This window comes from Agromyces sp. LHK192 (genome assembly GCF_004006235.1).
Classification (GTDB): domain Bacteria; phylum Actinomycetota; class Actinomycetes; order Actinomycetales; family Microbacteriaceae; genus Agromyces.
Genome location: NZ_CP034753.1, coordinates 1,489,489 through 1,513,465 on the forward strand (window position 1 = coordinate 1,489,489; position 23,977 = coordinate 1,513,465).

Genomic DNA, 23,977 nt, shown 5'->3' on the forward strand with positions numbered 1-23,977 from the left:
CCCTAGACGCGAGCCGCCTCGGTCGCCGCACGTGCGGCCGCGAAACCGGCCTCGAGGTCGGCCTTCAGGTCGTCGACGTGCTCGATGCCGATCGAGAGGCGCACGAGGCCGGGCGTGACGCCCGTCGTGAGCTGCTGCTCGGGCGTCAGCTGCGAGTGGGTCGTGGACGCCGGGTGGATGACGAGCGAGCGAACGTCGCCGATGTTCGCGAGGTGCGAGAACAGCGACAGGTTGTCGACGAGCGCACGGCCGGCGTCGACGCCGCCCTTGAGCTCGAACGAGAGCACCGCTCCGACGCCCTTCGGCGCGTACCGGTTGGCGGCCGCGTACCACGGGCTCGAGGGGAGGCCCGAGTAGTTGACGTGCGCGACATCGGGGTGGTCGTCGAGCCACTCCGCGATCTCCTGCGCGTTCTGCACGTGACGCTCGATGCGCAGCGACAGCGTCTCGATGCCCTGGATGAGCTGCCACGCGTTCGCGGGCGCGATCGCGGCGCCGAGGTCGCGAAGCAACTGGACGCGCGCCTTGATGACGTAGGCCAGGCCGTCGCCGACCGCGTTCGTGTAGCTCGCGCCGTGGTACGAGGGGTCGGGTTCGGTCAGGCCGGGGAACCGGTCGACGCGCTCCGACCACGGGAAGCGGCCGCCGTCGACGATGACGCCGCCGACGACCGTGCCGTGGCCGCCGAGGAACTTCGTCGCCGAGTGGACGACGATGTCGGCGCCGTGCTCGAACGGGCGGATCAGGTAAGGCGTCGCGATCGTGTTGTCGACGATGAGCGGCAGGCCGGCGGCGTGCGCGACGTCGGAGACCAGCGCGATGTCGAGCACGTTGATCTTCGGGTTGCCGATGGTCTCGGCGAAGAACAGCTTCGTGTTGGGGCGCACGGCCCGGCGCCACTCGTCGGCGTCGTCCTGGTTCTCGACGAAGGTGGTCTCGATGCCGAGCTTCGCGAGCGTGTACTTGAAGAGGTTGTACGTGCCGCCGTAGATCGAGCTCGACGAGACGATGTGGTCGCCCGCCTGGGCGATGTTCAGCACCGCAAAGGTCTCCGCGGCCTGGCCGGATGCCACGAGGAGCGCGCCGGTGCCGCCCTCGAGCGCCGCGAGGCGCTCCTCGACGACCGCCTGCGTCGGGTTCTGGATGCGCGTGTAGATGTTGCCGAACTCGGCGAGGGCGAAGAGGTTCTTCGCGTGGTCCGCGCTGTCGAACACGTACGAGGTCGTCTGGTAGAGCGGCGTCGCGCGCGCCTTCGTCACGGGGTCGGGTGCGGCACCGGAGTGGACCTGCTTGGTCTCGAAGCGCCAATCGGCGGTGGGCTCGGTCATGGGGTCTCCTTCAACAGGCCGGTCGGGTCGCCCCGGCATGGCGTCCACGGTACGTTCCCCCGGTCGGGGCGGCAATCGGGCCGGACACGCAACGTAAGGATGTGTCGCGGAGCGTCACCGCGCGGGGCGGTCCCCGCCGCCAGAGGGTGGACCCGGGTGCGCCGGGGGAAGCGGCGGCAACGCGTCGGGCGGGAGCACGATCGTGCCCGTCGGCGTCGCGGGGTCGGGTCGGAACAGCCATCTCGCGCGCGGTTCGACCAGCGGCCGGAAGACGCGTCGCACGGGTTTCAGCGAGAGCACCACGGAGATGCCGACGCAGAACGCGATCATCGCCGGGAGCACCCAGAACGGCTGCGCGCCGTCGAGCACCCCGGTCTCGCGGAACGGGAACAGCACGAAGCTGTGCAGCAGGTAGATGTACATCGTCGCGGCGCCGAAGGAGGTGAACCACGTCGGGCGTCGCGGCATCAGCATGAGGAAGGCGACCGCGAGCGCCATCGCGAGCAGGAGCAGGCCGAGCCGGATCGCCCCCGACCACGGCTCGTCGTACCCGATCGCCTGGTACGACTCGTCGTACAGCATGAAGCGGCGCAGCTTGAGGTCGCGCCACATGTCGATGGCCGCGGGCATCACCGCCAGCAGCACCGCGAACACGGCGATGGCGCCGGCGCGCCAGCGCCAGACCACCGCGGGGCGGAGGTCGAGCCAGCGCCCGGTGACCTGCCATTGCCGGAGCCGCCACCCGAAGACGAAGAACGGGAACATGCCGAACGTGCGGCTCATCGCGAGCGTCGAGTCGATCGTCTCGGTGTACCCGGCGAGGATCGAGATCGCGATCGCGATGAGCAGCGGGTAGCGCAGCAGTACGAGGTACGGCAGCGCGATGCGCCAGGCGGCGAGGGCGATGAGGAACCAGAGCGTCCAGGACGCGGTGGTGTAGTCGAGCGCGAACTCGCCGCCGAGCGCCCAGCGGACCACGGTCCAGATCGTCTCGAAGATGAAGAACGGGAAGACGATGTCGGTCAGCACCTGTCGGAGCGAACGCGCCGTCGGCGGCCCGGACTTCGCGAAGTACCCGGCGACCGTGACGAACACGGCCACGTGGAACGAGTAGATGAACAGGTACACGCTGTACGCGGCGTCGTCCTCTGCGATCAGCGGGAGGATGCCGTGGCCGATCACCACGAGCGTGATCGCGATCCACCTGGCGTTGTCCCAGAGGGGGACGCGCCGCTTCGTCTTGGGGGAGGCCGTGCCGATCTGCATCGACCCCATTGTTCCAGTACCGGTGCGGCACGGCAGAATGAGCGGATGGACGTTCTGCGCGCGGTGGTCACTGGGGCGAGCTCGGGAATCGGTCGGGCGACGGTGCTCGCGCTCCGGGACGCCGGATGGGACGTGGTCGGCGTCGCCCGGCGGGAGGACCGGCTCCGGGAGCTCGCGGCGGAGACCGGGGCATCCGTCTTCGTCGCCGACGTGACCGAACCCGAGGACGTCGCCGCGCTCGCCGAGCACCTCGCCGAGACCGGACCGGTGCACGCGCTCGTGAACAACGCCGGCGGGGCGAAGGGCCTCGAGCCGGTCGAGGCGTCCAGCGACGCGGACTGGGAGTGGATGTTCCGGGTCAACGTGCTCGGCACGAAGCGAGTGACGAGCGCCCTGCTCCCGCTGCTGCGGGAGGGGGCCGCCGTGCGGGGCGTGGCCGACATCGTGAACCTGACGTCGATCGCCGGGCACGTCGCGTACGTCGGCGGCGGCGGGTACAACGCCGCGAAGTTCGCCCAGCACGCGCTGACGGAGGTGCTGCGGCTCGAGCTCAACGGCGAGCCGATCCGCGTGATCGAGGTCGCTCCGGGGATGGTGCACACCGAGGAGTTCGCGCTCGTGCGCTTCGGCGGCGATGCGCAGCGCGCGGCATCCGTCTACGCCGACGTACCCGAGCCCCTCGTCGCGGAGGACATCGCGGCGGTCATCGCCGACGCGATCGGCAAGCCGCGGCACGTCGACCTCGACCTGATCGTCGTGAAGCCCGTCGCCCAGTCGGCGCCGCACCTGGTCGCCAAGGGCCCGCTCCGGGTCAGGGGGCGGTGAGCCCGGTGACGCAGCACGGTCGGCGAGCCCCGGTCCCGGCACCTCGGCGGGACGGCTGGGAGGCGGGCACGAGCGGGGTGCTCGCGGTGCTCGGCGTCGGATTCGTGGTCTGCTACTCGTTCTTCGTCCTCATGCCCGACGCGCCGTCGGCCGTGGCCGCCGTGCTCGGCACCGTGCTCATCGTCGTCTGGGTCGGGTTCGCCGTCGACCTCGTCGTGCGGGTCCTGCTCACCCCGAGGGGTGATCGCGTGCACTGGCTGATCGCGCATCCGATCGCGGCGCTGAGCGTGGTGCTCCCCGTGTTCCGCGCGTTCCAGGTCGTCTCGCTGGTCGCCGGGGCACGGTACTTCCGCCGGCACACGGCCGACGCGGTGCGCGCCCGCTTCCTCGTGCTCGCGGTCGCCTACGTGACCGTGTTCGTCTACTTCCTCGCGCTCGCGACCCTGCACGCCGAGCGGGACGCCCCCGGGGCCAACATCACGACGTTCGGCGATTCGGTCTGGTGGGCGATCGTCACGCTCGCGACGGTCGGTTACGGCGACACCTACCCGGTCACCACGATGGGGCGCATCTATGCGACCCTGCTGATGATCGGCGGCATCGCGATCGTCGGCGTCGCCTCGGCGACCGTGATCTCGATCCTGAACGATCGGATCGCGGACACGATCCGCACGCATCAGGAGGCGGCAGGCGAGTCCGCGGCCGCGGCGGCGACCGAGGCCGAGGAGGTCGAGGACCTCTTCGCGGAACGGGAGGGCGCCGACCTCATCGCCCACGACGACACGGGAGACGAGGAGCGACGATGAGCGTGCACCTGATGGGCGGCGGCTGGGACGCCGGGGGCGAGGTCTACGGCCCCTTCGTCGCCGAGGCGGCGGCGCGGGCGGCCGGCGCGAGCGGACGCGACACGGATGCCTCGGGCCGCGCGATCCCGCGCGTCGCGGTCGTCGTCGTCCGCGCCGACGACCCCGACGCGCTCGCCGAACGATTCGTCGCCGACCTGCGCAGCGGCGGCGAGGTCTCGGCGCACGTCACCGCGGTGCGTCACGGCGAACCGATCCCGCGGACGGCGTTCGCCGACGTCGACGGCGTCATGGTGGGCGGCGGCTCGATCCCCGCGTATCGCGACGCGCTCGAGGAGCACTTCGGCGAGCTGCGCCGGCTCGTCGCGGACGGCGTGCCGTACCTGGGGTACTCCGCCGGGTCCGCGGTGGCCGCCGAGCAGGCGATCATCGGCGGATACCGCATCGGCGGGGTCGACGTCGCGCCCGAACCGGTGTCGCAGGGGCTCGACGAGGTGCAGCTCGCTCCCGGGATCGGCCTGGTCGACATCGCGATCGACGTGCACGCCGCGCAGTGGGGCGCGCTGTCGCGCGTGGTCGCCGCCGTCGAGGCGGGCCTGATCGCGGGCGGCCTCGCGATCGACGAGCGCACGGTGCTGGTCGTCGGCGACGGCGGCCTCGTCGTCGCCGGCCGGGGCAGCGTGTGGCGCGTGCTGCCCGGTGAGCAGGGCGTCGTCGTCTCGACGATGGGTGCGTGACCGGCGTGGCGAAATCCCTCGACGAGCTCGCCGAGGCCGGGCTGATCGACGCCGGATGGGCGCGGGCCCTGGCGCCCGTGGCCGGCGATCTCGCCGCGCTCGGCGACTTCCTCCGCGCTGAGACGCAGGCCGGGCGCGGATACCTTCCCGCCGGCGACCACGTGCTCAGGGCCTTCGCACGGCCGCTCGACGAGGTGCGCGTGCTCATGGTCGGACAGGACCCGTACCCGACGCCGGGGCATCCCATCGGGCTCTCGTTCGCGGTCGAGGCGCACGTGCGTCCGCTGCCGCGGAGCCTCGCGAACATCTACCGCGAGCTGCGCGACGACCTCGGCGTCGAACCGCCCGCGCACGGCGACCTCGGCGCGTGGAGCCGCAACGGCGTGATGCTGCTCAACCGCGTGCTGACCGTGAGGCCCGGAACCCCGGCGTCGCATCGGGGCAAGGGGTGGGAGCGCATCACCGACCACGCGATCCGGGTGCTGGTCGAGCGGGGCACGCCGCTCGTCGCGATCCTCTGGGGCCGTGACGCGCAGGGGCTGAAGCCGATGCTCGGCGGCGTGCCGACGGTCGAATCGGTCCACCCGAGCCCGTTGTCGGCGTCGCGCGGATTCTTCGGTTCGAAGCCGTTCAGCCGGGCGAACGCGCTGCTCGTGCAGCAGGGTGGCGAACCGGTCGACTGGGCGATCCCCGCGGCCTGAGATCGCCCCGCGGGTCGCGATGTTCCGCACGTCGGGTGCGCGGGGTATCGTGGCCGCCATGCTCGAGGAGGAATACCAGGCGCGGCGGCAGCTGCCCCAGCACCTGCGCAAGCCCGAGCCGCCCGAAGCGCCGTTCGCGTACACCATCCGCACCGCGCGCGCCGCGGACCTGCCCGCGGTGCGGGAGATCTACAACTACTACGTCGCGAACTCGACGGTCACGTTCGACGAGGACGCCATGACGCTGCGCGAGTGGAAGCAGAAGTACGCCTACCTCGACAAGCTCGGCATGCCGTTCCTCGTCGCCGAGTCGCCGAGCGGCCAGCTGCTCGGCTACGCCCTGGTCGCCCCCTGGAAGACCAAGCGCGCCTACCGGTTCACCGTCGAGAACTCGATCTACCTGGGGCCGGCGGCATCGGGCAAGGGCCTCGGTCGAGCGCTGCTCGGCGCCCTCATCGACCGGTCGAAGGAGGCCGGCCTCAAGGAGATGATCGCCGTCATCGCCGACCAGGGCGCGGACGCGTCGATCGCCCTGCACCGGGGGTTCGGCTTCGTCGAGATCGGCCGCATGGGCAAGGTCGGGTTCAAGTTCGACCGGTGGCTCGGCACCGTCATGCTGCAGCGGTCGCTGAAGCACTGACCGATGCCGCTGCGGGCGGATGCCCCGGCGGTGCATCGCCGTAGGCTCGTGTCGTGACCGACTTCGGCGACCTGCACGAGTACACGGCCCTCGAGCTGCACCAGCTCCTCCAGCGCGGCGAGGTGACGCCGACCGAGGCGACGAGCCACTACCTGGCCCGCATCGAACGGCTGGGCGACACGGTGGGCGCGTTCGCGCACGTCGACGCCGGAGCCGCGCTGGAGCGGGCATCCGACGTCGAGCGCGAGGTGCCGAAGGCTGCGCCGCTGTGGGGCATGCCGCTGGCCGACAAGGACCTGCACCTGCGAGCCGGGATGCCGGCCCGGTTCGGGTCGAGGGCCTTCGCCGCGCACGTGGCGGCCGAGTCCGACGACCTCGTGCGGGCGGTCGACGCGGCCGGAGCGGTCAGCCTCGGGAAGACCGCGACGCCCGAGTTCGGGATGCCGTCGTACACCGAGGGGCTGGCCTTCCCGCCTGCACGGACGCCATGGGACCTCAGCCGCGGCGCCGGGGGGTCCAGCGGGGGAGCGGCGGCCGCGGTCGCCGCCGGACTCCTGCCCTTCGCGCCGGGGTCCGACGGAGGCGGTTCGATCCGCATCCCCGCGGCATCATGCGGGCTCGTCGGCGTGAAGCCGTCGCGAGGCCGGGTGCCGGCCGGATCCGGGCTCGGGTCGCTCGCGGGACTCGGCGTCGCCGGCCCCATCGCCAGGACGGTCGCCGATGCCGCCCTCCTGCTCGACGGGATCATCGCGCCGAACGGGTATCCGGCCCGGCACCCGTACGCGGTCCGGGCGCCGGGCGACGACGGGCCGTTCCTGGGGGCGGCGATCCGGGGCGAGGGGCGCTTCCAGCTCGGTGTCATGCTCGACTCCCCGTGGGACGACTTCACCGACGTCGTCGTCGCCCCCGAGGCCATGGCCGCGCTCGACCGTGCGGTCGAGTTTGCCGAGCGGCTCGGGCACGGCGTCGAGGCGATGCCGCCCGAACCCGAACCGGGCTATCCCGACGCGTTCCGGGCCGTGTGGCAAGCCGGTGCCGCGACCATCCCCGTCGACGGCGAGGCGGAGCAGCTCCTCGAACCACTCACGCGCTGGCTCGTGCGCCGAGGGCGGGAACTGCCGGCACGTGCGCTCGCCGAGTCGCTGTCGTGGTTGGCGGAGTACGAGCGACGGGTCATCCGCCGGTTCGCCCCCTTCGACGCCGTGCTGACGCCCGCCCTCGCGATGACGCCGCGGCCGGTCGGCTGGTACGACGCGGAGGACGGCGAGCGGAACTTCGCGCAGCAGGTCGCGTTCACGCCGTTCACGTCGATGGTGAACGTGTCGGGGCTGCCGGCGATCACGCTTCCCGTGCACGACACCGACGAGGGACTGCCCATGGGCGTGCAGCTCATCGGCCGGCCGGGCGGCGAGGCGACGCTGTTCGCCATCGCCGCGCAGTTCGAGCGCGCCGCGAGGCGGGGGAGGCGTCGGCCGCCGGTCTGGTGACGGGACGGTTGGGTTCGCGCGGCGCCCGTCATCGCGGCCCGCGCAGGTGGCCCCGGCGAGCGGCGGAGGGCGGTGGGCCGGCCGATCGGTGTGTCAGACTTAGGTGATGCTTACCTCGGTTCGGGCCGCCCCGCCCGCCGCGGCCCGAGGCTCCGTCGGACGCGGCATCCTCGTGCTCGCCGGCACAGTCGCCGTGCTGTCGCTCGTCGTGCTCGCGAGTCTGGCGTTCGGCGTGCGATCGATCGACCCGGGGGAGGTCTGGCAGGCGATCGTCGCCCCCGACCTCGGCGACGCCGACCAGTCGGTGGTCGTGCGCCTGCGCATCCCCCGGACCGTCATCGGCCTCGCCGCGGGCATCGCCCTCGGTCTCGCCGGCACCCTGGTGCAGGGCGTGACCCGCAACCCCATCGCCGACCCGGGCCTGCTCGGCCTCAACTCGGGTGCCTCGCTCGCGATCGTGCTCGGCATCTCGCTCGCGGGGATCACGAGCCCGTACGGGTACATCTGGCTCGCATTCGCCGGATCCGCCGCCGCGGCGGCGATCGTCTTCACGGTCGGACGCGGCGAACCCGTGCGGCTCGCACTCGTCGGCGCGGCGGTGACCGCCTTCCTCACGCCGATGATCGGGCTCGTCCTGCTCCGGGACACCGAGACGTTCAACGAGTACCGGTTCTGGGCGGTCGGGTCCCTGACCGGACGCGACCTGTCGACGGTCGCCGACCTGCTGCCGTTCCTCCTCGCCGGGGTCGTGCTCGCGTTCGCGCTCGCCCACCGCTTGAACCTGCTCGCCCTCGGCGACGACGTCGCCAAGGCGCTGGGCCAGAACGTCGGCACGACGCGCGGCGTCGCGGGTGCGGCGATCGTGCTGCTGAGCGGTGTCGCGACCGCCCTCGCCGGCCCGATCGCCCTCGTCGGGCTCGTGGTGCCGCACGCCGCCCGGCGCCTCGTCGGCAGCGACTACCGCTGGATCGTTCCCGTGTCGCTGGTCCTCGGGCCGATCATGCTGCTCACCGCCGACGTGATCGGCCGGCTCGTGGTGCCGAACACCGAGCTCGAAGCCGGCGTGGTCGCCGCGTTCCTCGGCGCGCCCGTGCTGATCGCCATCGCGCGCAACCGCAAGGTGGCGGGCCTGTGAGCGCGGCCGCCGCGACGCGCGCCATCACCGCCGACGACATCGCCCGCGCCCGTCGACGCGGCGGCCGCCGCCAGGCGGTGGTCATCGCGACCGTTGCGCTCGTCGGCCTCGTCGTCGCACTCACGGCGTCCTCGCTGGGCGCCGCGGCGGTGACTCCGGACCGGCTCCTCGCCGTGCTGCTCGGGCAGGGCAGCCGGATCGACTCCTTCGTCGTCTTCGAACTGCGGATGCCCCGCATCGTCGCGGCGCTGCTCGTGGGTGCCGCGATGTCGCTCGCGGGGGCCGTGTTCCAGTCGACCCTGCGGAATCCGCTCGCCAGTCCCGACATCCTCGGCATCTCCGGCGGCGCCAGCCTCGGTGCGGTGTGGGTGCTGCTGGGCCTCGGGCTCAGCGGCGCGCTCGTCGCGGGCTTCGCGTTCCTCGGAGGTGTGGGCGTCGCGCTGGTCATCTGGGCGGCGGCCTGGCGGCAGGGCCTGCACGGCGTGCGGTTCGTGCTCGTGGGCGTCGGCATGTCGTACGTATGCGGATCGACCGTGACGTGGCTGCTCGCCACGGCGGAGGTGCGCCAGGCGCAGGCGGCGCTGCACTGGACGGTGGGCAGCGTCGCCGACGTCCGCGGCGAGGACCTGGCGTTGCTCGCCGCAGGCGTGTTCGTCGGCGTCGTCGCGGTCGCGGTCGCCTCCCGGGTGCTCGGACCGCTCGCCCTCGGCGACGACCGGGCGGCGGCGCTCGGGGTGCCCGCGAACACCGGCCGGATCGTGCTCCTGCTCGCCGCCGTCGCGCTCGTGGCGGTCGCGGCATCCGTCGCCGGGCCGATCGCGTTCATCGCGCTCATCGCCCCGGCCATCGCCCGAAGCCTGGTCGGCGGCGGGGGTGCCGCCCTGACCGCGTCTGCCGTCGTCGGCGCGGTGCTGACCCTCACCGCCGACGTCGCCGGCCAGTTCGCGATCCCGGGGCTTCCCGCCCCGGTCGGCATCGTCACCGGCATCATCGGAGCGCCGTACCTGCTGTGGCTGCTCGCCCGCACCGAGAGGAGTCGCGCATGAGCGCGTCCATCCAGTCCGCCGCCGTACCGGGGGAGACCCGACCGGGGCTCGCCGTCGAGGGCGCCTGCCTCGGGTACGACGGCCGCCGGGTGATCGACGGGCTCGACCTCGCGATCCCGTCCGGCCGGATCACCTCGATCGTCGGACCGAATGCGTGCGGCAAGTCGACGCTGCTGCGCGGCATGGCGCGCCTGCATCCGCTCGAGGCGGGCCGCGTGACGCTCGACGGTCGCGACGTGACCCGGATGCCGCGCCGCGATGTCGCCCGACGGATCGGCGTCCTCCCGCAGTCGTCGATCGCACCCGACGGCGTGCTCGTGGCCGATCTCGTCGGCCGTGGTCGCTACCCGCACCAGGGATGGTTCGGTCGTCATTCGAGCGATGACGACCTCGTGGTCGCCGAGGCGCTCGAGGCGACCGGGGTCGCCGACCTCGCCGACCGGCGCATCGAGGAGCTGTCGGGCGGGCAGCGGCAGCGCGTCTGGATCGCGATGGTCCTCGCCCAGCAGACCGACATCGTGCTGCTCGACGAACCGACGACGTACCTCGACGTCACGCACCAGCTCGAGTTGCTCGACCTCCTCACCGACCTCAACCGCGAGCGCGGGACGACCGTCGTGATGGTGCTCCACGAGCTGAACCTGGCGGCTCGGTACGGGGACCACCTGGTGGTCATGTCCGCGGGGCGCGTCGTCGCCGAGGGCGGCCCGGAGGACGTGCTCACGGCCGACCTGGTTCGGAGTGCGTTCGACCTCGAGGCGCGGGTCATCCCGGATCCGGTGTCGGGAGGCCCGATGGTGGTGCCGATCGGCCGGTTCCACAGCGCCGGAGTCTGAGGTCCGGTTCGCCATGGAGCGACAGTGAGGTTAGGCTTGCCTCATCCCCCCTCATCACGAACCGAGGAGCACCTCCATGCGAATCCGTCGCCCGCTGATCGCCGTCGCCGGCGCCGCGCTCACCGCACTCGCGCTCTCCGCCTGCGCGAGCGGCTCGACCGAGAGCGCCGAGAGCGCCGCACCCGCCGCAGGCGAGGGCTTCCCCATCACGATGGAGCACGCCTTCGGCGAGACCGTCATCGAGTCCGCCCCCGAGCGCGTCGCGACCTGGGGTTGGGGCTCCACCGAGGCGGCCGCTGCACTGGGCGTGTACCCGGTCGCGATCGCGGAGCAGGTCTGGACCGTCGGCGAGGGCAACTACCTCCCCTGGGTCGAGGCCGCATACGAGGAGGCCGGCGTCGAGCTGCCCGCGCTCCTCAGCGACCCGGAGGGCGGCGCGACCGTGCCCTACGAGGAGTTCATCGAGGCCGACCCCGACCTCATCCTCGCCCCGTACTCCGGCCTCACCGAGGAGCAGTACGAGACGCTGTCGGAGATCGCCCCGGTCGTCGCCTACCCCGAGGCGCCGTGGACCACGCCCTGGGACGAGGAGATCAGCATCGTCGCGGAGTCGCTCGGCCTCGCCGAGGAGGGCGACGCCCTCCTCGAGGACATCCGCGCCGGCCTCGCCGAGCAGGCGGCCGCCCACCCCGAGTTCGAGGGCGCGACCTTCGCGAGCATCTGGGACGCCGAGGGCAGCATGTCGGTCTACACCGCGGTCGACTCGCGCGTGCAGGTGCTCACCGAGCTCGGTCTCGTGGTCGCGCCGAGCGTCGAGGAGCTCGACACGAGCGACGGCGGCTTCTACTACGACCTGAGCTACGAGCAGGTCGACGCGCTCGACAGCGACCTCATCATCAACTTCGCCACGGACCAGGCCTCGGCCGAGGCCTCGCTCGCGAAGCCCGAACTGCAGGTGGTCCCCGCGTTCGCCGCCGGGAGGGTGGCCTCGGTCTACGACCCGATCACGGTGTCGTCGGTCTCGCCGCCCACGGCACTCAGCTTCGACTGGGAGGACGGCATGCCGGCGCTCGTCGAGGCGATCGCCGCCGCCCTCGCGAACTGAGCCGGAACGGGTCGCGACCCGGCCCGTCGGGATCGAACGGCGCGGATGCCTCGGCATCCGCGCCGTTCGGCGTCTCACGTGATTCCGGCGTCCCGCGCGGTGCCGGGGTCAGCGCCGGGTTCGTGCGCGTCCGCGCCTCGGCAGGTACCCGCCCGCCTCGAGCCCGGCCTCGACCTCGAAGCGGTTGCGCAGCGGATCGCGCCCGGCGATCAGGTAGAGCAGCGGGAAAAGCATGCCGAACCTGCGCCACTGCCTGCGGTGGATCGCCTCGTGCCCGAGCACCCGGTGCCCGGTGTTGCGGTCGGTGAGGTATACCCCGCCGACGCACGCGCCGCCGCGTCCGAAGGACCACTTCGGCATGCCGGTGAAGACGATCAGGCCGCGACGCCGTTCGATGCGGCCGGTGCTCAGCACGAACCCCCAGAGGCATCCGACCGCGGTCGCGAAGGCGTAGCCGGCGAGGCTGATCGGCGAATCGAGCAGGCGGATCCGCACGACGAGCTCGGAGCGTGCCGCGTCGGCTCCCGGAGCGCTCAACGATCGGCTCCCGGCCGGCCGAGCGCCTCGAGCAGCCGCAGCCACACCTCGCTGATCGTGGGGAACGACGGGACGGCGTGCCAGAGGCGGTCGACGGGCACCTCGCCGACGATCGCGATCGTGGCGGCGTGCAGGAGCTCCGCGACGTCCTGCCCGACGAACGTCGCGCCGACGAGCACGCCGCGCTCGGGATCGATGACCAGCTTCGCCCGGCCGGGGTCGCCGTCGGAGTGGATGCCGGTGCCGCTCACCGAGTCGAGGCCGACCTCGACGACCCGAGGGTCGAGGCCCGCGTCGCGCGCCTGCTGTTCGGTGCGTCCGACGGCCGCGACCTCGGGCTCGCCGAACACCACCGACGGAACCGCGGAGTGGTCGGCCGTCGCGACGTGCGCGCCCCACGGCGCATCGTCGAGTCGCCGGCCGAGCACCCTGGCGGCGATCGCGTCGCCCGCCGCGCGCGCCTGGTACTTGCCCTGGTGGGTGAGCAGCGCCCGGTGGGTCACGTCGCCGACGGCCGAGAGCCAGTCGGTCGCGCCGTCGGCCGCGGCATCCGCGCCGCCGACCAGCATCGTGTCGTCGACGTCGATCCACGCTCCGGACTCCAGGCCGACGGTCTCGAGCCCGAGATCGTCGGTGCGCGGCGACCGCCCGGTCGCGACGAGCACCTCGTCGGCGACGATCCGCTCGCCGTCGTCGAGGGTCAGCACGATCATGCCGCGATCGTCTCGCTCGACCCGCGCCGGGGTTCCTCCGAGGCGCACGGTCGCGCCGAGCGAGCGCAGGCCGGCCGTCACGGCCTCCCCGGCGAACGGTTCGAAGCCCGACAGCAGCGTCGAGCGCGCGAGCAGCGTGACCTCGGACCCGAGCCCGGCGTACGCCGTCGCCATCTCGACGCCCACGACACCGCCGCCGATGATCGCCAGGCGTGCGGGCACCTGCTCGGCGCTCGTCGCCTCGCGACTCGTCCACGGGCGCGCCTGCGCGAGCCCTTCGACGCGCGGCATGGCGGGATCGGAGCCGGTCGCGACGACGACGGCGTGCCGCGCCTCGAGCGCCGTCGTCGAACCGTCGTCGTGCGTGACGACCACCCGGCGCGGCCCGTCGAGCCGCCCCGAGCCGCGCACGAGCCCGATGCCGACCGACTCGAGCCATTCGACGCCGCCACGGTCCGACCAGTCCGACACGAACGCATCGCGACGGCGGAGCACCGCGTCGACATCGAGGTCGCCGGTGACCGCCTGGGCCGCACCCGGCACGCGCTGCGCCGCGCGCAGGGCCGCGGGGCTGCGCAGCAGCGTCTTCGACGGCACGCACGCCCAGTAGGAGCACTCGCCGCCCACGAGTTCGCGCTCGACGATCACGACCTCGAGCCCGGCGGCGCGAACCCGATCGGCGACGTTCTCGCCCACCGGACCCGCGCCGATCACGATCACGTCGACTTGCCGCGCTGTCATCTCGATTCCTCCCCGCCGCCGAACGGCCGTGCCGGCGCCTCAGGCCAGCCTAGGCACCGACGTCGGAACCGGGGAGGGCTGGCGCTCACGGCGGCGCACCGCTACGGACGACCCGGAGGGTAGGACGGTCGGCGCGCAGACGATCGGGGCCGAGGTCAGTCGGCCTCGGGCCGCGCCACCGGCGCCGAGAGCGCGCCGACGAGCCTGAGGATCGTCGGCAGGTCGTCCTCCGCGGCTTCGGGGGTGCGCGGCGCGAATCCGGCGATCGACGCCCCCGCGAGCGGGAAGCGCTCGACCACCGATCGGACCGACTGCACGAGGTCGGCGGCCGACACGCCGAACGGCATCGGATAGCTCAGGCCGGCCAGCGCCGACGGATCCAGCACGTCGAGGTCGACGTGCACGTAGACGTTCGACGCGCCGGTGGCCTCGAGCGCGGCGATCACGCCCACCGGGTCGCCGACCTGCGCAGCAGCGAGCACCGTCACGCCGTGCGCGTCGATGAACTCCTGCTCGGCGTCGTCCATCGCCCGGATGCCGCCGAGCACGATCCGCGCGGGATCGACGCGCTCGTCGCCCTCGAGGCGGAGGCCGTCGGCGCCCTCACCGGCGACCGCGCGCAGCACCATGCCGCCGAACGCGCCCGACGGAGACGAGTCGGGGGTGTTCAGGTCGGGGTGGGCATCGAGCCAGAGCACCGCCAGGTCGCCGCCGGTGCGGCGCGCCGCACGCCCGACGCCGGCGATCGCAGCGCTGCAGTCGCCGCCCACGACGACGGCGAGTCCGTCCACCGGATCCAACGCCTGCGCCGTGCGCTCGCGCATCCGCTGCAGCGCGCTGTACCGGCGCACACCGGTGTCGAGGGACTCGCCCGCCTCGGCGGGCACCTCGACCACCACGGTCGCGGCGGCAGGCAGGTCGCCCCGGATCGCGTCGGCCCCGTCGGCATGACTCATCGCGCGCGCCGAGACGGAGCCCTGCCAGACGGGGACGACGACGAACGTGGCGGGCATCCTCCAAGTATGGCGCGGTGCGGGTGTTCCGTGCGGATCGGGCGGGGAGGAGGGACTCCGGCCCTTCCGTGCCGGAGCACTCCTTCGGGCGCAGACGACGGATGCCCCGGGCGCGCGGCCCGAGGCATCCGTCGATCGCTTCGGTGGGCGTCGGACGCCGCCGTGCGGGGTCAGCTGCCGAGCTGGCCCTGCGCGCCGCCCGACTTCAGCGCGGCGAGCCGCGCGTCGACCTCGGTGAGCTCGCCGAGGTCGTCGAGCTCGTTGAACTGCGCGTCCAGGCTGGACGCGGCGAGCTCGGCCTGTCCGCGCACCTTCGCCTCCTCGCGGCGGATCTTGTCCTCGAAGCGACCCAGCTCGCTCGTCGGGTCGAGGATGTCGATCGACTTCACCGCGTCGTGCACCTTCTGCTGCGCCGCCGCGGTCTTCGACCGCGCGACGAGTTCGTTGCGCTTATTCTGCAGCTGGACGAGCTTCTCCTTCATGCCGGCCAGTCCCGACTTGAGCTTGTCCACGACCTCGGTCTGCGAGGCGATCTGCGGCTCAGCCGTGCGCGCCTCGTTCTCGGCCGAGATCTGGCGGCTGAGTGCGACCTTCGCGAGGTTGTCGAACTTGTCGGCGTCGACCGTGTCGCCGGACGTGCGGTACTCGTCGGCCTTGCGGCTCGCCGCGAGCGCCTTGGCCCCCCAATCGGCGGCCGTGCGCACGTCCTCGCGATGGTCGTCCTCGAGCAGGCGCAGGTTGCCGATCGTCTCGGCGATCGCGGCCTCCGCGTCGGCGATCGAGTTGGTGTAGTCGCGAACCATCTGGTCGAGCATCTTCTCGGGATCCTCGGCCTGGTCGATCATGGCGTTGATGTTCGCGCGCACCAGGGTGGAGATGCGCCCGAAGATGGACTGCTTGGTCATGTTGCGTTCCTTTCGATCAGCCGGTGGCCCGGCTCGTGGGTCGTGGGTCGTGGTGGTGGGTTCCGGGGTCGTGGTCGTGGAGGTCAGAAGCGGCCGCCGCTGCCGCGTCGGCCGCGGGTCGCGCCCCCGCCGAAGCTGCCCGCCGAGCGGCCGCCGCCGAAGCCGCCGCGCCGGCTGCCGCTGCCGCCGAAGCCGCCGCCTCCGCTGAAGCCGCCTCCGCCGCCTCCGCCGCCGCCGAGCATCGAATTGATGAGGATGCCGCCGAGCACCGCACCGAACATGTCGCCGCCACCCGATCCCGACTGGGGCGCACCCCAGCCGCCGCCGGGCATGCCGCCCGCCGCACCGCCGAACCCGCCGACGTCCTGCTGCGCGAGCCGCATCGCCTCGCCGGCGAGCGACTCCGCCCGTTGGGCGTTGCCGAGCGCGCCGGCGGGGTCGGTGCCGCGGGCCTGCTCGGCGATCGCGAGGAGCCGGCCGGCCTCGGCGAGCCGCGTGCGCGCCTCGGCGCCGATCGCCCCGCGCCGGGCGACGAGGTAGTCCTCTGCGGCCTGCACCTGCGCCCTGGCGGTCACGAGCGAACGGTCGAGCTGCGCGGCGGCGCGGGCCTGTGCCTCGGCAGCCTCGCGGGCGGCGCCGAGCGCCCCGTCGATGCGGGCGTCGGCCTGCTGCAGGCGAGCCTGCAGCGCGAACGGGTCGCGTCCCGGAGCACCCATCGCGGCGCGGATCGCGGCGGCCTCGGCCGAGGTCTGCTGCGCGAGCTCCGCAAGGCCGGGTGCCGGATTCGCGGCCGCCGCCGATGCATCCTGTTCGAGTCCGGCGACGCCGGCGGCGATCGCGGCGTCGGCTGCGGCGAGGTCGGCGGCGAGCCGCTCGATCGCCGCGGTCAGTCCGGTCGCCTGGTCGACGGCCTCCTCGCCCGCGCGGATCGCGACGGCGGCCTCGCCGGTGTCGCCGTCGGCGAGGGCCGTGCGAGCCTGTTCGATCGCCGTGCGCGCGAACGCGAGACGCGACTCCGCCTGGGCGGGATTGTCGGCGACGGCCGCGGTCGCGGAGGCCGCGTAGCCGCCGCGGAGCGCGCCGAGCCGTTGCACGGCGGGCGCGACCTGTGCCGATGCCGCCGTCGCCGCGTGCGCGACGCGGTCGAGCTCCGCCGGGGCGTTCTGCTCGAGCGCGCGGAGCTCGTCGAACCGCTCGGCCTGCGCGTCGAGCGCCTCGTCGGCGGCCGACGTGGCCTGGAGGATGCCGCCGTACCATTCCCGCCGCTGCGCGTCGGTGTCTGGTTCGGCGTCGTCGAGCCGCTGCTGGAGGCGGAATGCGTGGGCGACCTGTTCCTTCGCCGACGCGATGGCGTCGCGGAACGGGGCGGTCGCCTCCTCGCCGTACGAGGCGGTCGCGAAGCCGAGTTCCTCCTCGCTCGTGCGGATGGCGTCGTCGGCGGCGACGAGGGCCGCGCCGGCCTGTCGGCGAAGATCCTCGATGGACACCTGCGGAGCGGATGCCCCGCCGGAGCCTCCGCCCGGGGCGTCGCGCTTCCGGCGACGGGCGAGCAGGAGCACCACGATCACGACGACCGCGCCCACGCCGACGAGGATCCAGACCCAGGTCCACCCGAGCCCGCCCGAGCCGCCGGAGTCCGCGATCGCATCGGCCCCGGCGACGGCGGCCCCGGCCCAGTCCCCGTCGCGGAGCTCGGGTTCGATCACCTCGGCCGAGATGCGTTCGATCTCCTCGGCGGAGACGGATGCCTGGTCCGCGGCCGACAGGTAGTACGCCCCGCCCTCGACGGCGACGGCGAGGAGGTAGTCCTCGTCGCCCATGCTGTTCGCGATCGCGGTGTCGTTGGCCCACTGGTCGGCCTGCTCGGGATCGGTGAAGGTCGGCACGTAGGCGACGAACAGCTGGCGTCCGCTGCGGTCCGCGGCCTCGTCGAGGGCCCGCTCGACCTCGTCGAGCTCGGCACCCAGCACACCTGCCGAGTCGACGACGGGGGAGGAGGCGTCGAACGTCACCGGGCTCTCGGCGACGGCCGGGGCGGCCGGGACGCCGGCGAGCGCGACGGCGGCGACGGCGGCCGCGATGACCAGCACCGGTCGACGTCGGTGTCTCGTGCTGTGCACCTGTGCGTTCCCCCGTTCGACGCGGATGTTTCCGAGTCTATGGGGGTCGGGCACGGGGCGTCCACGGATGGCGGCCGCCCGTGCCGGACGCTCAGCCGATGCCCAGCGGGACCGCAGGAGCGACCACCACGAGCGGCGCGTCGCGGCCGTCGACATCGACCGAGAGTCCGACGATCAGTGACCGGGCGCGGTCGCCGCCGGCCCGGTCGCCCGCATCCGACCCTGCGCCCGTATCGGCGCACCGCCGGGGCTCCACGGGGACCTCGACGATCAGGGACTCGCCCGGGCCGAGTCGGACCGTGCCGTCTGCGCGCGTGAGGATGCGGAACTCCTCCTCGGCGAGACGGCCCGCCCCGTCGACCACGCCGACGGCGACTCGTGGAGTCAACCGCCCCGACAGGGTCTTCTCGCCGGCGTTCGTGAGCGAGACGATGGCGGTCCCGGCGACGCGCGAGGGGTCGCCCGGCACCACCTCGACGCCCGCGGCGTCCACCGTGGCGACGAGCCCGCCGCCCGGGGCATCCGTCGCGGTCGTCGACTGCGGGGCGGGTTCGCCGCACGTGAACGGACCGTCGAGCACCACCCGGTCGTCGGAGGTCGGCGCCTGGTCGGCAGGTGCGACGCCGACCGCGCCTTCCGTCGGCGCTGTGCCGAGCTGCCCGGCGTCGCCGCCGTCATCCGTCGCCGCGTCCTCGGACGCGACCATCGAGCCCGTGGCGAGCTGCGGGCCGTTCGCGACCAGCCCGGCCACGATGCCGGCCACGACGACCAGGCCGGCGACCGACGCCGCCGTGCCGACGAGCGCGGTGCGCCGTCGCCGTCGGGCGGAGCGGCTGCGCGCGAGCACGGCATCCACGTCGATGGATGCGGGTGCCGCGCCGTCGGCCGCGCGGTGCAGCCCCGCGCGGAGCTCGTCGTGACTCGTCGTCGGATCAGGCGCGGACATCGGCGCCTCCTCTCTGCGCCGGCCCCGCTTGCGCCGGCCCCGCTTGCGCCGGCCCTGCCTGCGTCGTCCCTGCCGTCGCGGAACCGGAGCTCCGCCTCGCAGCCGCGCCGTCACCACCCGCGCCGTCCGCGTCCGCGCCATCCGCCTCGATCGCGGCGGAGAGCGCCCGCAGCGCATCCGAGAGGTACCGCTTGACGGCGCCCGCGCTGATACCGAGCGTCGCGGCGACCTGGTCGACGGTGAGGTCGTCGTAGTAGCGCAGCACGATGCACGCCGCCTGCCGCGGCGCGAGCGCCCGCACGCGCTCGGCGAGGTCGAGCCGAAGGTCGGTCGCCGCTGCGATCGTGTCGACGGTGCTCGGCGCCGCGACCAGGTGCCGGATGCCCCGCCACGTGCCCCGCCGCCGCGATCGGTCGATGACCCCGTTCAACACGGCGCGCCGCACGTACGCCTCGGCCCGCTCGGCGGTCAGCCCCGGGCGGGCTCGACCGAACGTGCGCACGAGGGCGTCCTGCACCAGGTCGGCGGCGTCCGTGTCGCTGCCCGTGAGCAGGTAGGCGTAGCGCACCAGCGCGTCCCCGCGCTCCGTGACGAGTCGGGTCGCGACGGCGTCCCAGGCGGCGGTCAACGCGGCTCCTCCCGAGGGTGGACGTTCCCCCCTCACCCGATCGAACGAACCGGGTCCCGGTTTCGTTGGGGCGCGTCCGACATCAGGCTAGCCGCGGCCTCGGCGCGTCGGCGTCGGGCTGCCGCGATCCGATCGATCACGATGCCGAGCACGATCGCCACGGCGACCCCCAGCACCGCGCTCAGGACCGGCTGCCCGTCGAACCAGCGCCCCGCGACGACGCCGATGAGCGTGCCGTACCCGGCCCATGCGAGGCCGGCGACCGCGCTGACCGCGGCGAACCGCCGGCGGGGGTAGCCGAGGGCTCCGGCCGAGAGGTTGACGGCCACCCGGCCCACCGGGATGTAGCGGGCGCCGATGATCAGCGGCGCGCCGCGGTGTTCGAGCGCCTGTTCGGCGCGCCGGAACGCGGCGGCCACCCCGGGACGGCGCCCCCAGGCGAATCGGTCGGTGCCGATCCGGCGGCCGAGCTGGTACGCGAGGTTGTCGCCGACCCACGCGCCTGCCGCGGCGGCGAGGCCGAGCGGGACGACGAGCGCGAGGTCGCCGGACGCCGCAGCGGCGGCGGCCGCGGCGACCAGCAGCGTCTCGCTCGGCAGCGGCGGGAAGAAGCCGTCGATCACCGCCAGCGCGAACATGATCGCGACGAGCCATGGCGAGGCGACGGCCTGGAGCAGGAATGCGTCGAGGAGATCCACCCTTCGACGCTAGGAACGGCCTCCGCGCGGTGCATCACCCGGCGGTAGCGTTCCGACGTCGTACCACGGGGTGACGAGCCCGGAAACGACGCGGGCCGCGACACGTGATCACGTGTCGCGGCCCGTCGCCGTCAGTGCCCCCGGAGGGATTCGAACCCCCGACCTACGGTACCGGAAACCGGCGCTCTATCCCCTGAGCTACGGAGGCGCACAGCCAGCAACACTACCACCTCGGCACGTACCGATCCGACCAGCGGAGACCGCCCGATCAGCCGACGGCGACGCGCGCCACCGTGTCGAGGAGGTACTCCCGGACCCGGGCGCGCAGGAACTCGCGCGCACCCGCGAGCACGGGCTCATGGGTCACGCGCGTCGCGATGACGGCCGGCGACCAACGTCCGATGCGCGCGACCGTCGCCTCGACGGATGCCGCGAGCCGGTCGCCGCCCAGCGCAGCCGTCGGTCCGGCCAGCACGACGCATCCGGGGTCGAGCGTCGCGAGCAGGGGGAGCACGGCGTGCGCGATGCGCTCGGCGAGCACCTCGCGCTCCGCGTCGGTCGGCCGGTCGCCGGCGATGAGCCGCGCGACCGCGCGACCGCCGACGAGATCCTGGATCGTGCGCGCGTCGGGGTCGATCGCCGCGGCATCCGCCGAGATCGGCAGGAAGCCGATCTCGCCCGCGCCGCCGAAGGTGCCCCGGTACAGCTCGCCCGAGAGGTCGAAGCTCGCGCCGACGCCGTTGCCGAGCCAGACGAGTGCGAACTCGCGGTGGTCGATGCCGGCGCCGCGGTGTCGCTCGGCGATCGCGGCGAGGTTCACGTCGTTCTCGACGTACACCGTGCGACCGAGCGCCGCCTCGAGTTCGTCGTGGAGGCCGACGACGGGCCAGCCGGGCAGCGTCTCGGTGTAGAGCTCGCCGTGACCGCCGGGGTTCAGGTAGCCGGGGATGCCGACGCACACGATGCGCACCTCGTCGGGGTCGGCGCCGGCCGCGGCAGCCGCGTCGCCGATCGCACGCGAGATCTCCGCGGCGGCGTCGCGCTCGGCCTCGTCGGTCGGCAACGCGCGCCGGACGACCGGATGCGGCGTCCCAGCGGCGTCGACGAGTGCCGCGCGCAGCTCGTGCGCGTCCAGGTCGACCGCGACGCCGAGCGGTCGATCGAGCCTGGCCGCGTACAGCACGGCGTTCCGGCCCGGAGTGCCGGCCTGCAGGCCCTGCTCCTCGACGACCCCGGCGGCGATCAGTCGCGACATCATCAGCGACGCCGTCGGCTTCGACACCCCGACCAGTTCGCAGATGCCGATCCGGGTGAGGGGGCCGTGGTCGAGCAGCGCGCTCAGCCCCACCCGGTCGTTGACGGCGCCGAGCCACGACGGCGTGCCCGGTGCGGATGCCTTCGCCACGGTCACCCCGCCGGGAGGTTCTCGACGACCGAGGCCACCAGTTGCTGCGCGTCGCCCGGTTCGAACAGCTCCGGGGACGAGATCACGATCCAGTACGCCCCGGTGAAGACCTGCGCCGTCCCGGCAGTGCCTGCGCGGGTGAAGTAGCCCTCGACCTCGGGCGGGGTGCCGTAGGTCGGCACCGGGTTGGACGAGGCCGCGGCGGCGTTGCCGTGGGCGTCGAGCGCGTCGTCCGACGGGGTCGCGACCGCGACCTCGATGATCTCCCCGCTCGTCTGGTTCATCCACCCGCACGCGGTGCCGCCCTCGTCGACGACGGCGACGACGGCCGTGCCCGACGGTTCGTAGCCGGGATCGGTGCCGTAGTTCGGGTTGAACGCGTACACCTGGTCGGGGGTGAGCAGCGACTCGCACGCCATCGCGAACGGCTCCGACGGCTCCGACGTCTCCTCGGGCGCGGCCGACGCACCCTGCGACGCGCCGGGCGACCCGGTCGCCGAACCGTTCGATTGGTTCGGCGCGTCGGGTGCCCCGGGGGTCGCGGACGGCCCGGGACCGGAGGAGGTGCAGCCCGCCAGGAGGCAGGCCGCCGTGACGGCCAGCGCGACGCCGGCCGCGCGGACTCGAACCGTTCGGGGCGGGCGCAGCATGTGTCGAACCCTATCAACGCCGCGGGTAGGATTTGCTGGTGACTCCCGCCGACCTCGCACTCGCCCTGCACGCCCTCGTGACCACGCTCGTGGAGCGACGCCGTGCCGCGGGCGACGAGGTCGAGCTCGAGCTCGCGCCGAGCCAGGTGACGCTCGAGCGTCCGAAGCTCCGCGAGCACGGCGACTGGGCCTCGAGCATCGCGCTGCGCATCGCGAAGCCGCTCGGTACGAACCCCCGCGAGGTCGCGACCGAACTCGCCGCCGGCCTCGCCGAGATCGACGGCGTCGCGACCGCGGAGGTCGCCGGGCCCGGCTTCATCAACATCCGACTGGACGCTGCGGCCGCAGGCGAGCTGGCCCGCACCATCGTCGAGGCCGGCGAGGCGTTCGGTCGCGGCGAGTCCCAGGCCGGCCGGCGCATCAACCTCGAGTTCGTCTCCGCGAACCCCACCGGCCCGCTGCACATCGGCCACACCCGCTGGGCCGCGCTCGGCGACGCGATCAGCCGGGTGCTCCGTGCCGCCGGCGCCGACGTCGCCAACGAGTACTACATCAACGACGCCGGCAGCCAGATGGACAACTTCGGCGCGTCCGTGCTGGCCTCGGCCAAGGGCGAGCCGACCCCCGAGAACGGCTATCCCGGCAGCTACATCGCCGACCTCGCCGCGCGCGTGCTCGAGCGCGAACCCAACCTGCTCGCCCTGGAGCCCGAGGTCGCGCTGCACACCGCGCGCGAGATCGCGTACGAGCTCCAGCTGGCCGAGATCCAGGCCTCCCTCGACCGGTTCAACGTGCACTTCGACGTGTGGACCAGCGAACGCCGGCTCAACGCACCCGACGACGCGGGCGTCTCGCCGATCGACGCCGCGGTCGACCGGCTGCGAGCCCAGGGTCACGTCTTCGACCGGGACGACGCCGTCTGGGTGCGCACCACCGACTTCGGCGACGACAAGGACCGCGTGATCCGCCGCGGCAACGGCGTGTACACCTATTTCGCCGGCGACGCGGCGTACTACCTCGACAAGCGCGACCGCGGGTTCGAGCACACCATCTACCTTCTGGGGGCCGACCACCACGGCTACGTGCAACGGCTCAAGGCACTCGCCGGCGCCGCGGGCGACGACCCCGAGCGGGACATCGAGGTGCTCATCGGCCAGCTCGTGAGCGTGAACGGCGCGAAGCTGTCCAAGCGCGCCGGCAACATCATCGAGCTCGACGACCTCCAGGCCTGGCTCGGGACCGACGCGCTGCGGTACACGCTCGCGCGCTACCCCGCCGACTCGCCGCTCGCGATCGACCCCGAGCAGCTTCGTCGACGGACCAACGACAACCCCGTCTTCTACGTGCAGTACGCCCACGCGCGCACGTCGGCGGTCGCGCGCAACGCGCTCGCCGCGGGCGTCGACCGGTCGGCCTTCGCGCCCGAACTGCTCGAGCACGAGACGGAATCGGCGCTGCTGGGTGCGCTGCAGGAGTTCCCGCGGATCGTCGCCCAGTCGGCGGAGCTGCGCGAACCGCATCGCGTCGCCCGCTACATCGAGGAGCTCGCGGGGCTCTACCACCGCTGGTACGACAACTGCCGCGTGATCCCGCTCGGCGACGACGCGATCACCGACCTGCACCGCACGAGGCTCTGGCTCAACGACGCGACCGGCCAGGTGATCCGCAACGGCCTCGACCTGCTCGGCGTCTCGGCACCCGAGCGGATGTGA

At 73.4% G+C, this 23,977-nt stretch carries 23 protein-coding genes and 1 tRNA gene; 11 read left to right on the plus strand and 13 right to left on the minus strand.

Going from position 1 to position 23,977, the window contains the following annotated elements; translation table 11 throughout:
• Positions 1 to 2: 2 nt before the first annotated feature.
• Complete coding sequence (locus ELQ40_RS06575) at positions 3 to 1,328, minus strand: bifunctional o-acetylhomoserine/o-acetylserine sulfhydrylase (protein WP_127792969.1); 1,326 nt, start codon at positions 1,326 to 1,328, stop codon at positions 3 to 5.
• 114 nt (positions 1,329 to 1,442) lie between these two features.
• Complete coding sequence (locus ELQ40_RS06580; protein WP_127792970.1) at positions 1,443 to 2,594, minus strand: acyltransferase family protein; 1,152 nt, start codon at positions 2,592 to 2,594, stop codon at positions 1,443 to 1,445.
• A gap of 45 nt (positions 2,595 to 2,639) precedes the next feature.
• On the opposite strand from ELQ40_RS06580, the gene ELQ40_RS06585 reads away from it, so the two are divergent.
• The 10 genes from ELQ40_RS06585 (at position 2,640) to ELQ40_RS06630 (ending at position 11,909) form a co-directional block, all read left to right on the plus strand.
• Positions 2,640 to 3,419 carry an SDR family oxidoreductase gene (locus tag ELQ40_RS06585; protein WP_127792971.1) on the plus strand — a complete coding sequence of 260 codons (780 nt, stop codon included), beginning with the start codon at positions 2,640 to 2,642 and terminating at the stop codon, positions 3,417 to 3,419.
• A 5-nt stretch (positions 3,420 to 3,424) separates the two neighbouring features.
• Positions 3,425 to 4,225 carry a potassium channel family protein gene (locus tag ELQ40_RS06590; RefSeq protein ID WP_127792972.1) on the plus strand — a complete coding sequence of 267 codons (801 nt, stop codon included), beginning with the start codon at positions 3,425 to 3,427 and terminating at the stop codon, positions 4,223 to 4,225.
• A complete protein-coding gene (locus ELQ40_RS06595) occupies positions 4,222 to 4,959 on the plus strand; it encodes a Type 1 glutamine amidotransferase-like domain-containing protein (RefSeq protein ID WP_240665977.1) in 738 nt (245 codons plus the stop codon). Before ELQ40_RS06590 ends, ELQ40_RS06595 begins: the two co-directional genes overlap by 4 nt.
• Positions 4,960 to 4,964: 5 nt before the next feature.
• Positions 4,965 to 5,660 carry a uracil-DNA glycosylase gene (locus ELQ40_RS06600; protein WP_127795171.1) on the plus strand — a complete coding sequence of 232 codons (696 nt, stop codon included), beginning with the start codon at positions 4,965 to 4,967 and terminating at the stop codon, positions 5,658 to 5,660.
• Positions 5,661 to 5,718: 58 nt separating this feature from the next.
• On the plus strand, positions 5,719 to 6,300 hold the full coding sequence (locus ELQ40_RS06605; RefSeq protein ID WP_127792973.1) for a GNAT family N-acetyltransferase: 582 nt from the start codon (positions 5,719 to 5,721) through the stop codon (positions 6,298 to 6,300).
• Between the two features lie 53 nt (positions 6,301 to 6,353).
• Positions 6,354 to 7,787: an amidase gene (locus ELQ40_RS06610; protein WP_127792974.1), complete on the plus strand. Its 1,434-nt coding sequence runs from the start codon at positions 6,354 to 6,356 to the stop codon at positions 7,785 to 7,787.
• A gap of 106 nt (positions 7,788 to 7,893) precedes the next feature.
• Positions 7,894 to 8,922, plus strand: coding sequence for an iron ABC transporter permease (locus ELQ40_RS06615; protein ID WP_127792975.1), 1,029 nt, complete (start codon positions 7,894 to 7,896; stop codon positions 8,920 to 8,922).
• Entirely contained in the window at positions 8,919 to 9,968 is a 1,050-nt protein-coding gene (locus ELQ40_RS06620; protein ID WP_240665978.1) for an iron chelate uptake ABC transporter family permease subunit, read from the plus strand. Before ELQ40_RS06615 ends, ELQ40_RS06620 begins: the two co-directional genes overlap by 4 nt.
• Entirely contained in the window at positions 9,965 to 10,804 is an 840-nt protein-coding gene (locus ELQ40_RS06625) for an ABC transporter ATP-binding protein (protein ID WP_127792976.1), read from the plus strand. Before ELQ40_RS06620 ends, ELQ40_RS06625 begins: the two co-directional genes overlap by 4 nt.
• 76 nt (positions 10,805 to 10,880) lie before the next feature.
• Positions 10,881 to 11,909 (plus strand): ABC transporter substrate-binding protein, encoded by a 1,029-nt coding sequence (locus tag ELQ40_RS06630; RefSeq protein WP_127792977.1) that lies wholly within the window; start codon positions 10,881 to 10,883, stop codon positions 11,907 to 11,909.
• Positions 11,910 to 12,017: 108 nt separating this feature from the next.
• Here ELQ40_RS06630 and ELQ40_RS06635 read toward each other — a convergent pair whose 3' ends face one another.
• The 11 genes from ELQ40_RS06635 to ELQ40_RS06685 form a co-directional block, all read right to left on the minus strand.
• A complete protein-coding gene (locus ELQ40_RS06635; protein ID WP_127792978.1) occupies positions 12,018 to 12,446 on the minus strand; it encodes a Fe-S oxidoreductase in 429 nt (142 codons plus the stop codon).
• Complete coding sequence (locus ELQ40_RS06640; RefSeq protein ID WP_127792979.1) at positions 12,443 to 13,900, minus strand: NAD(P)/FAD-dependent oxidoreductase; 1,458 nt, start codon at positions 13,898 to 13,900, stop codon at positions 12,443 to 12,445. Before ELQ40_RS06640 ends, ELQ40_RS06635 begins: the two co-directional genes overlap by 4 nt.
• A 155-nt stretch (positions 13,901 to 14,055) precedes the next feature.
• Entirely contained in the window at positions 14,056 to 14,913 is an 858-nt protein-coding gene (locus ELQ40_RS06645; protein WP_127792980.1) for an arginase family protein, read from the minus strand.
• 170 nt (positions 14,914 to 15,083) lie between these two features.
• Positions 15,084 to 15,818: a PspA/IM30 family protein gene (locus ELQ40_RS06650; protein ID WP_127792981.1), complete on the minus strand. Its 735-nt coding sequence runs from the start codon at positions 15,816 to 15,818 to the stop codon at positions 15,084 to 15,086.
• An 83-nt stretch (positions 15,819 to 15,901) separates the two neighbouring features.
• The gene (locus ELQ40_RS19325) at positions 15,902 to 17,938 is read right to left on the minus strand and encodes a TPM domain-containing protein (protein WP_305004410.1); all 2,037 of its coding nucleotides are present in this window, start codon (positions 17,936 to 17,938) and stop codon (positions 15,902 to 15,904) included.
• A gap of 91 nt (positions 17,939 to 18,029) precedes the next feature.
• Complete coding sequence (locus ELQ40_RS06660; protein WP_127792983.1) at positions 18,030 to 18,884, minus strand: hypothetical protein; 855 nt, start codon at positions 18,882 to 18,884, stop codon at positions 18,030 to 18,032.
• On the minus strand, positions 18,871 to 19,512 hold the full coding sequence (locus ELQ40_RS06665; protein WP_127792984.1) for a sigma-70 family RNA polymerase sigma factor: 642 nt from the start codon (positions 19,510 to 19,512) through the stop codon (positions 18,871 to 18,873). Before ELQ40_RS06665 ends, ELQ40_RS06660 begins: the two co-directional genes overlap by 14 nt.
• Positions 19,513 to 19,544: 32 nt before the next feature.
• Positions 19,545 to 20,210 (minus strand): DedA family protein, encoded by a 666-nt coding sequence (locus ELQ40_RS06670; RefSeq protein ID WP_127792985.1) that lies wholly within the window; start codon positions 20,208 to 20,210, stop codon positions 19,545 to 19,547.
• A gap of 135 nt (positions 20,211 to 20,345) precedes the next feature.
• Positions 20,346 to 20,418 (minus strand) — tRNA-Arg (locus ELQ40_RS06675).
• 60 nt (positions 20,419 to 20,478) lie between these two features.
• Entirely contained in the window at positions 20,479 to 21,621 is a 1,143-nt protein-coding gene (locus ELQ40_RS06680; protein ID WP_240665979.1) for an ROK family transcriptional regulator, read from the minus strand.
• Positions 21,618 to 22,265, minus strand: a complete 648-nt coding sequence (locus ELQ40_RS06685) for an iron ABC transporter ATP-binding protein (protein ID WP_127792986.1) — start codon at positions 22,263 to 22,265, stop codon at positions 21,618 to 21,620. The genes ELQ40_RS06680 and ELQ40_RS06685 overlap by 4 nt, the downstream gene beginning before the upstream one ends.
• 38 nt (positions 22,266 to 22,303) lie before the next feature.
• On the opposite strand from ELQ40_RS06685, the gene ELQ40_RS06690 reads away from it, so the two are divergent.
• Positions 22,304 to 23,977: an arginine--tRNA ligase gene (locus ELQ40_RS06690; RefSeq protein ID WP_127792987.1), complete on the plus strand. Its 1,674-nt coding sequence runs from the start codon at positions 22,304 to 22,306 to the stop codon at positions 23,975 to 23,977.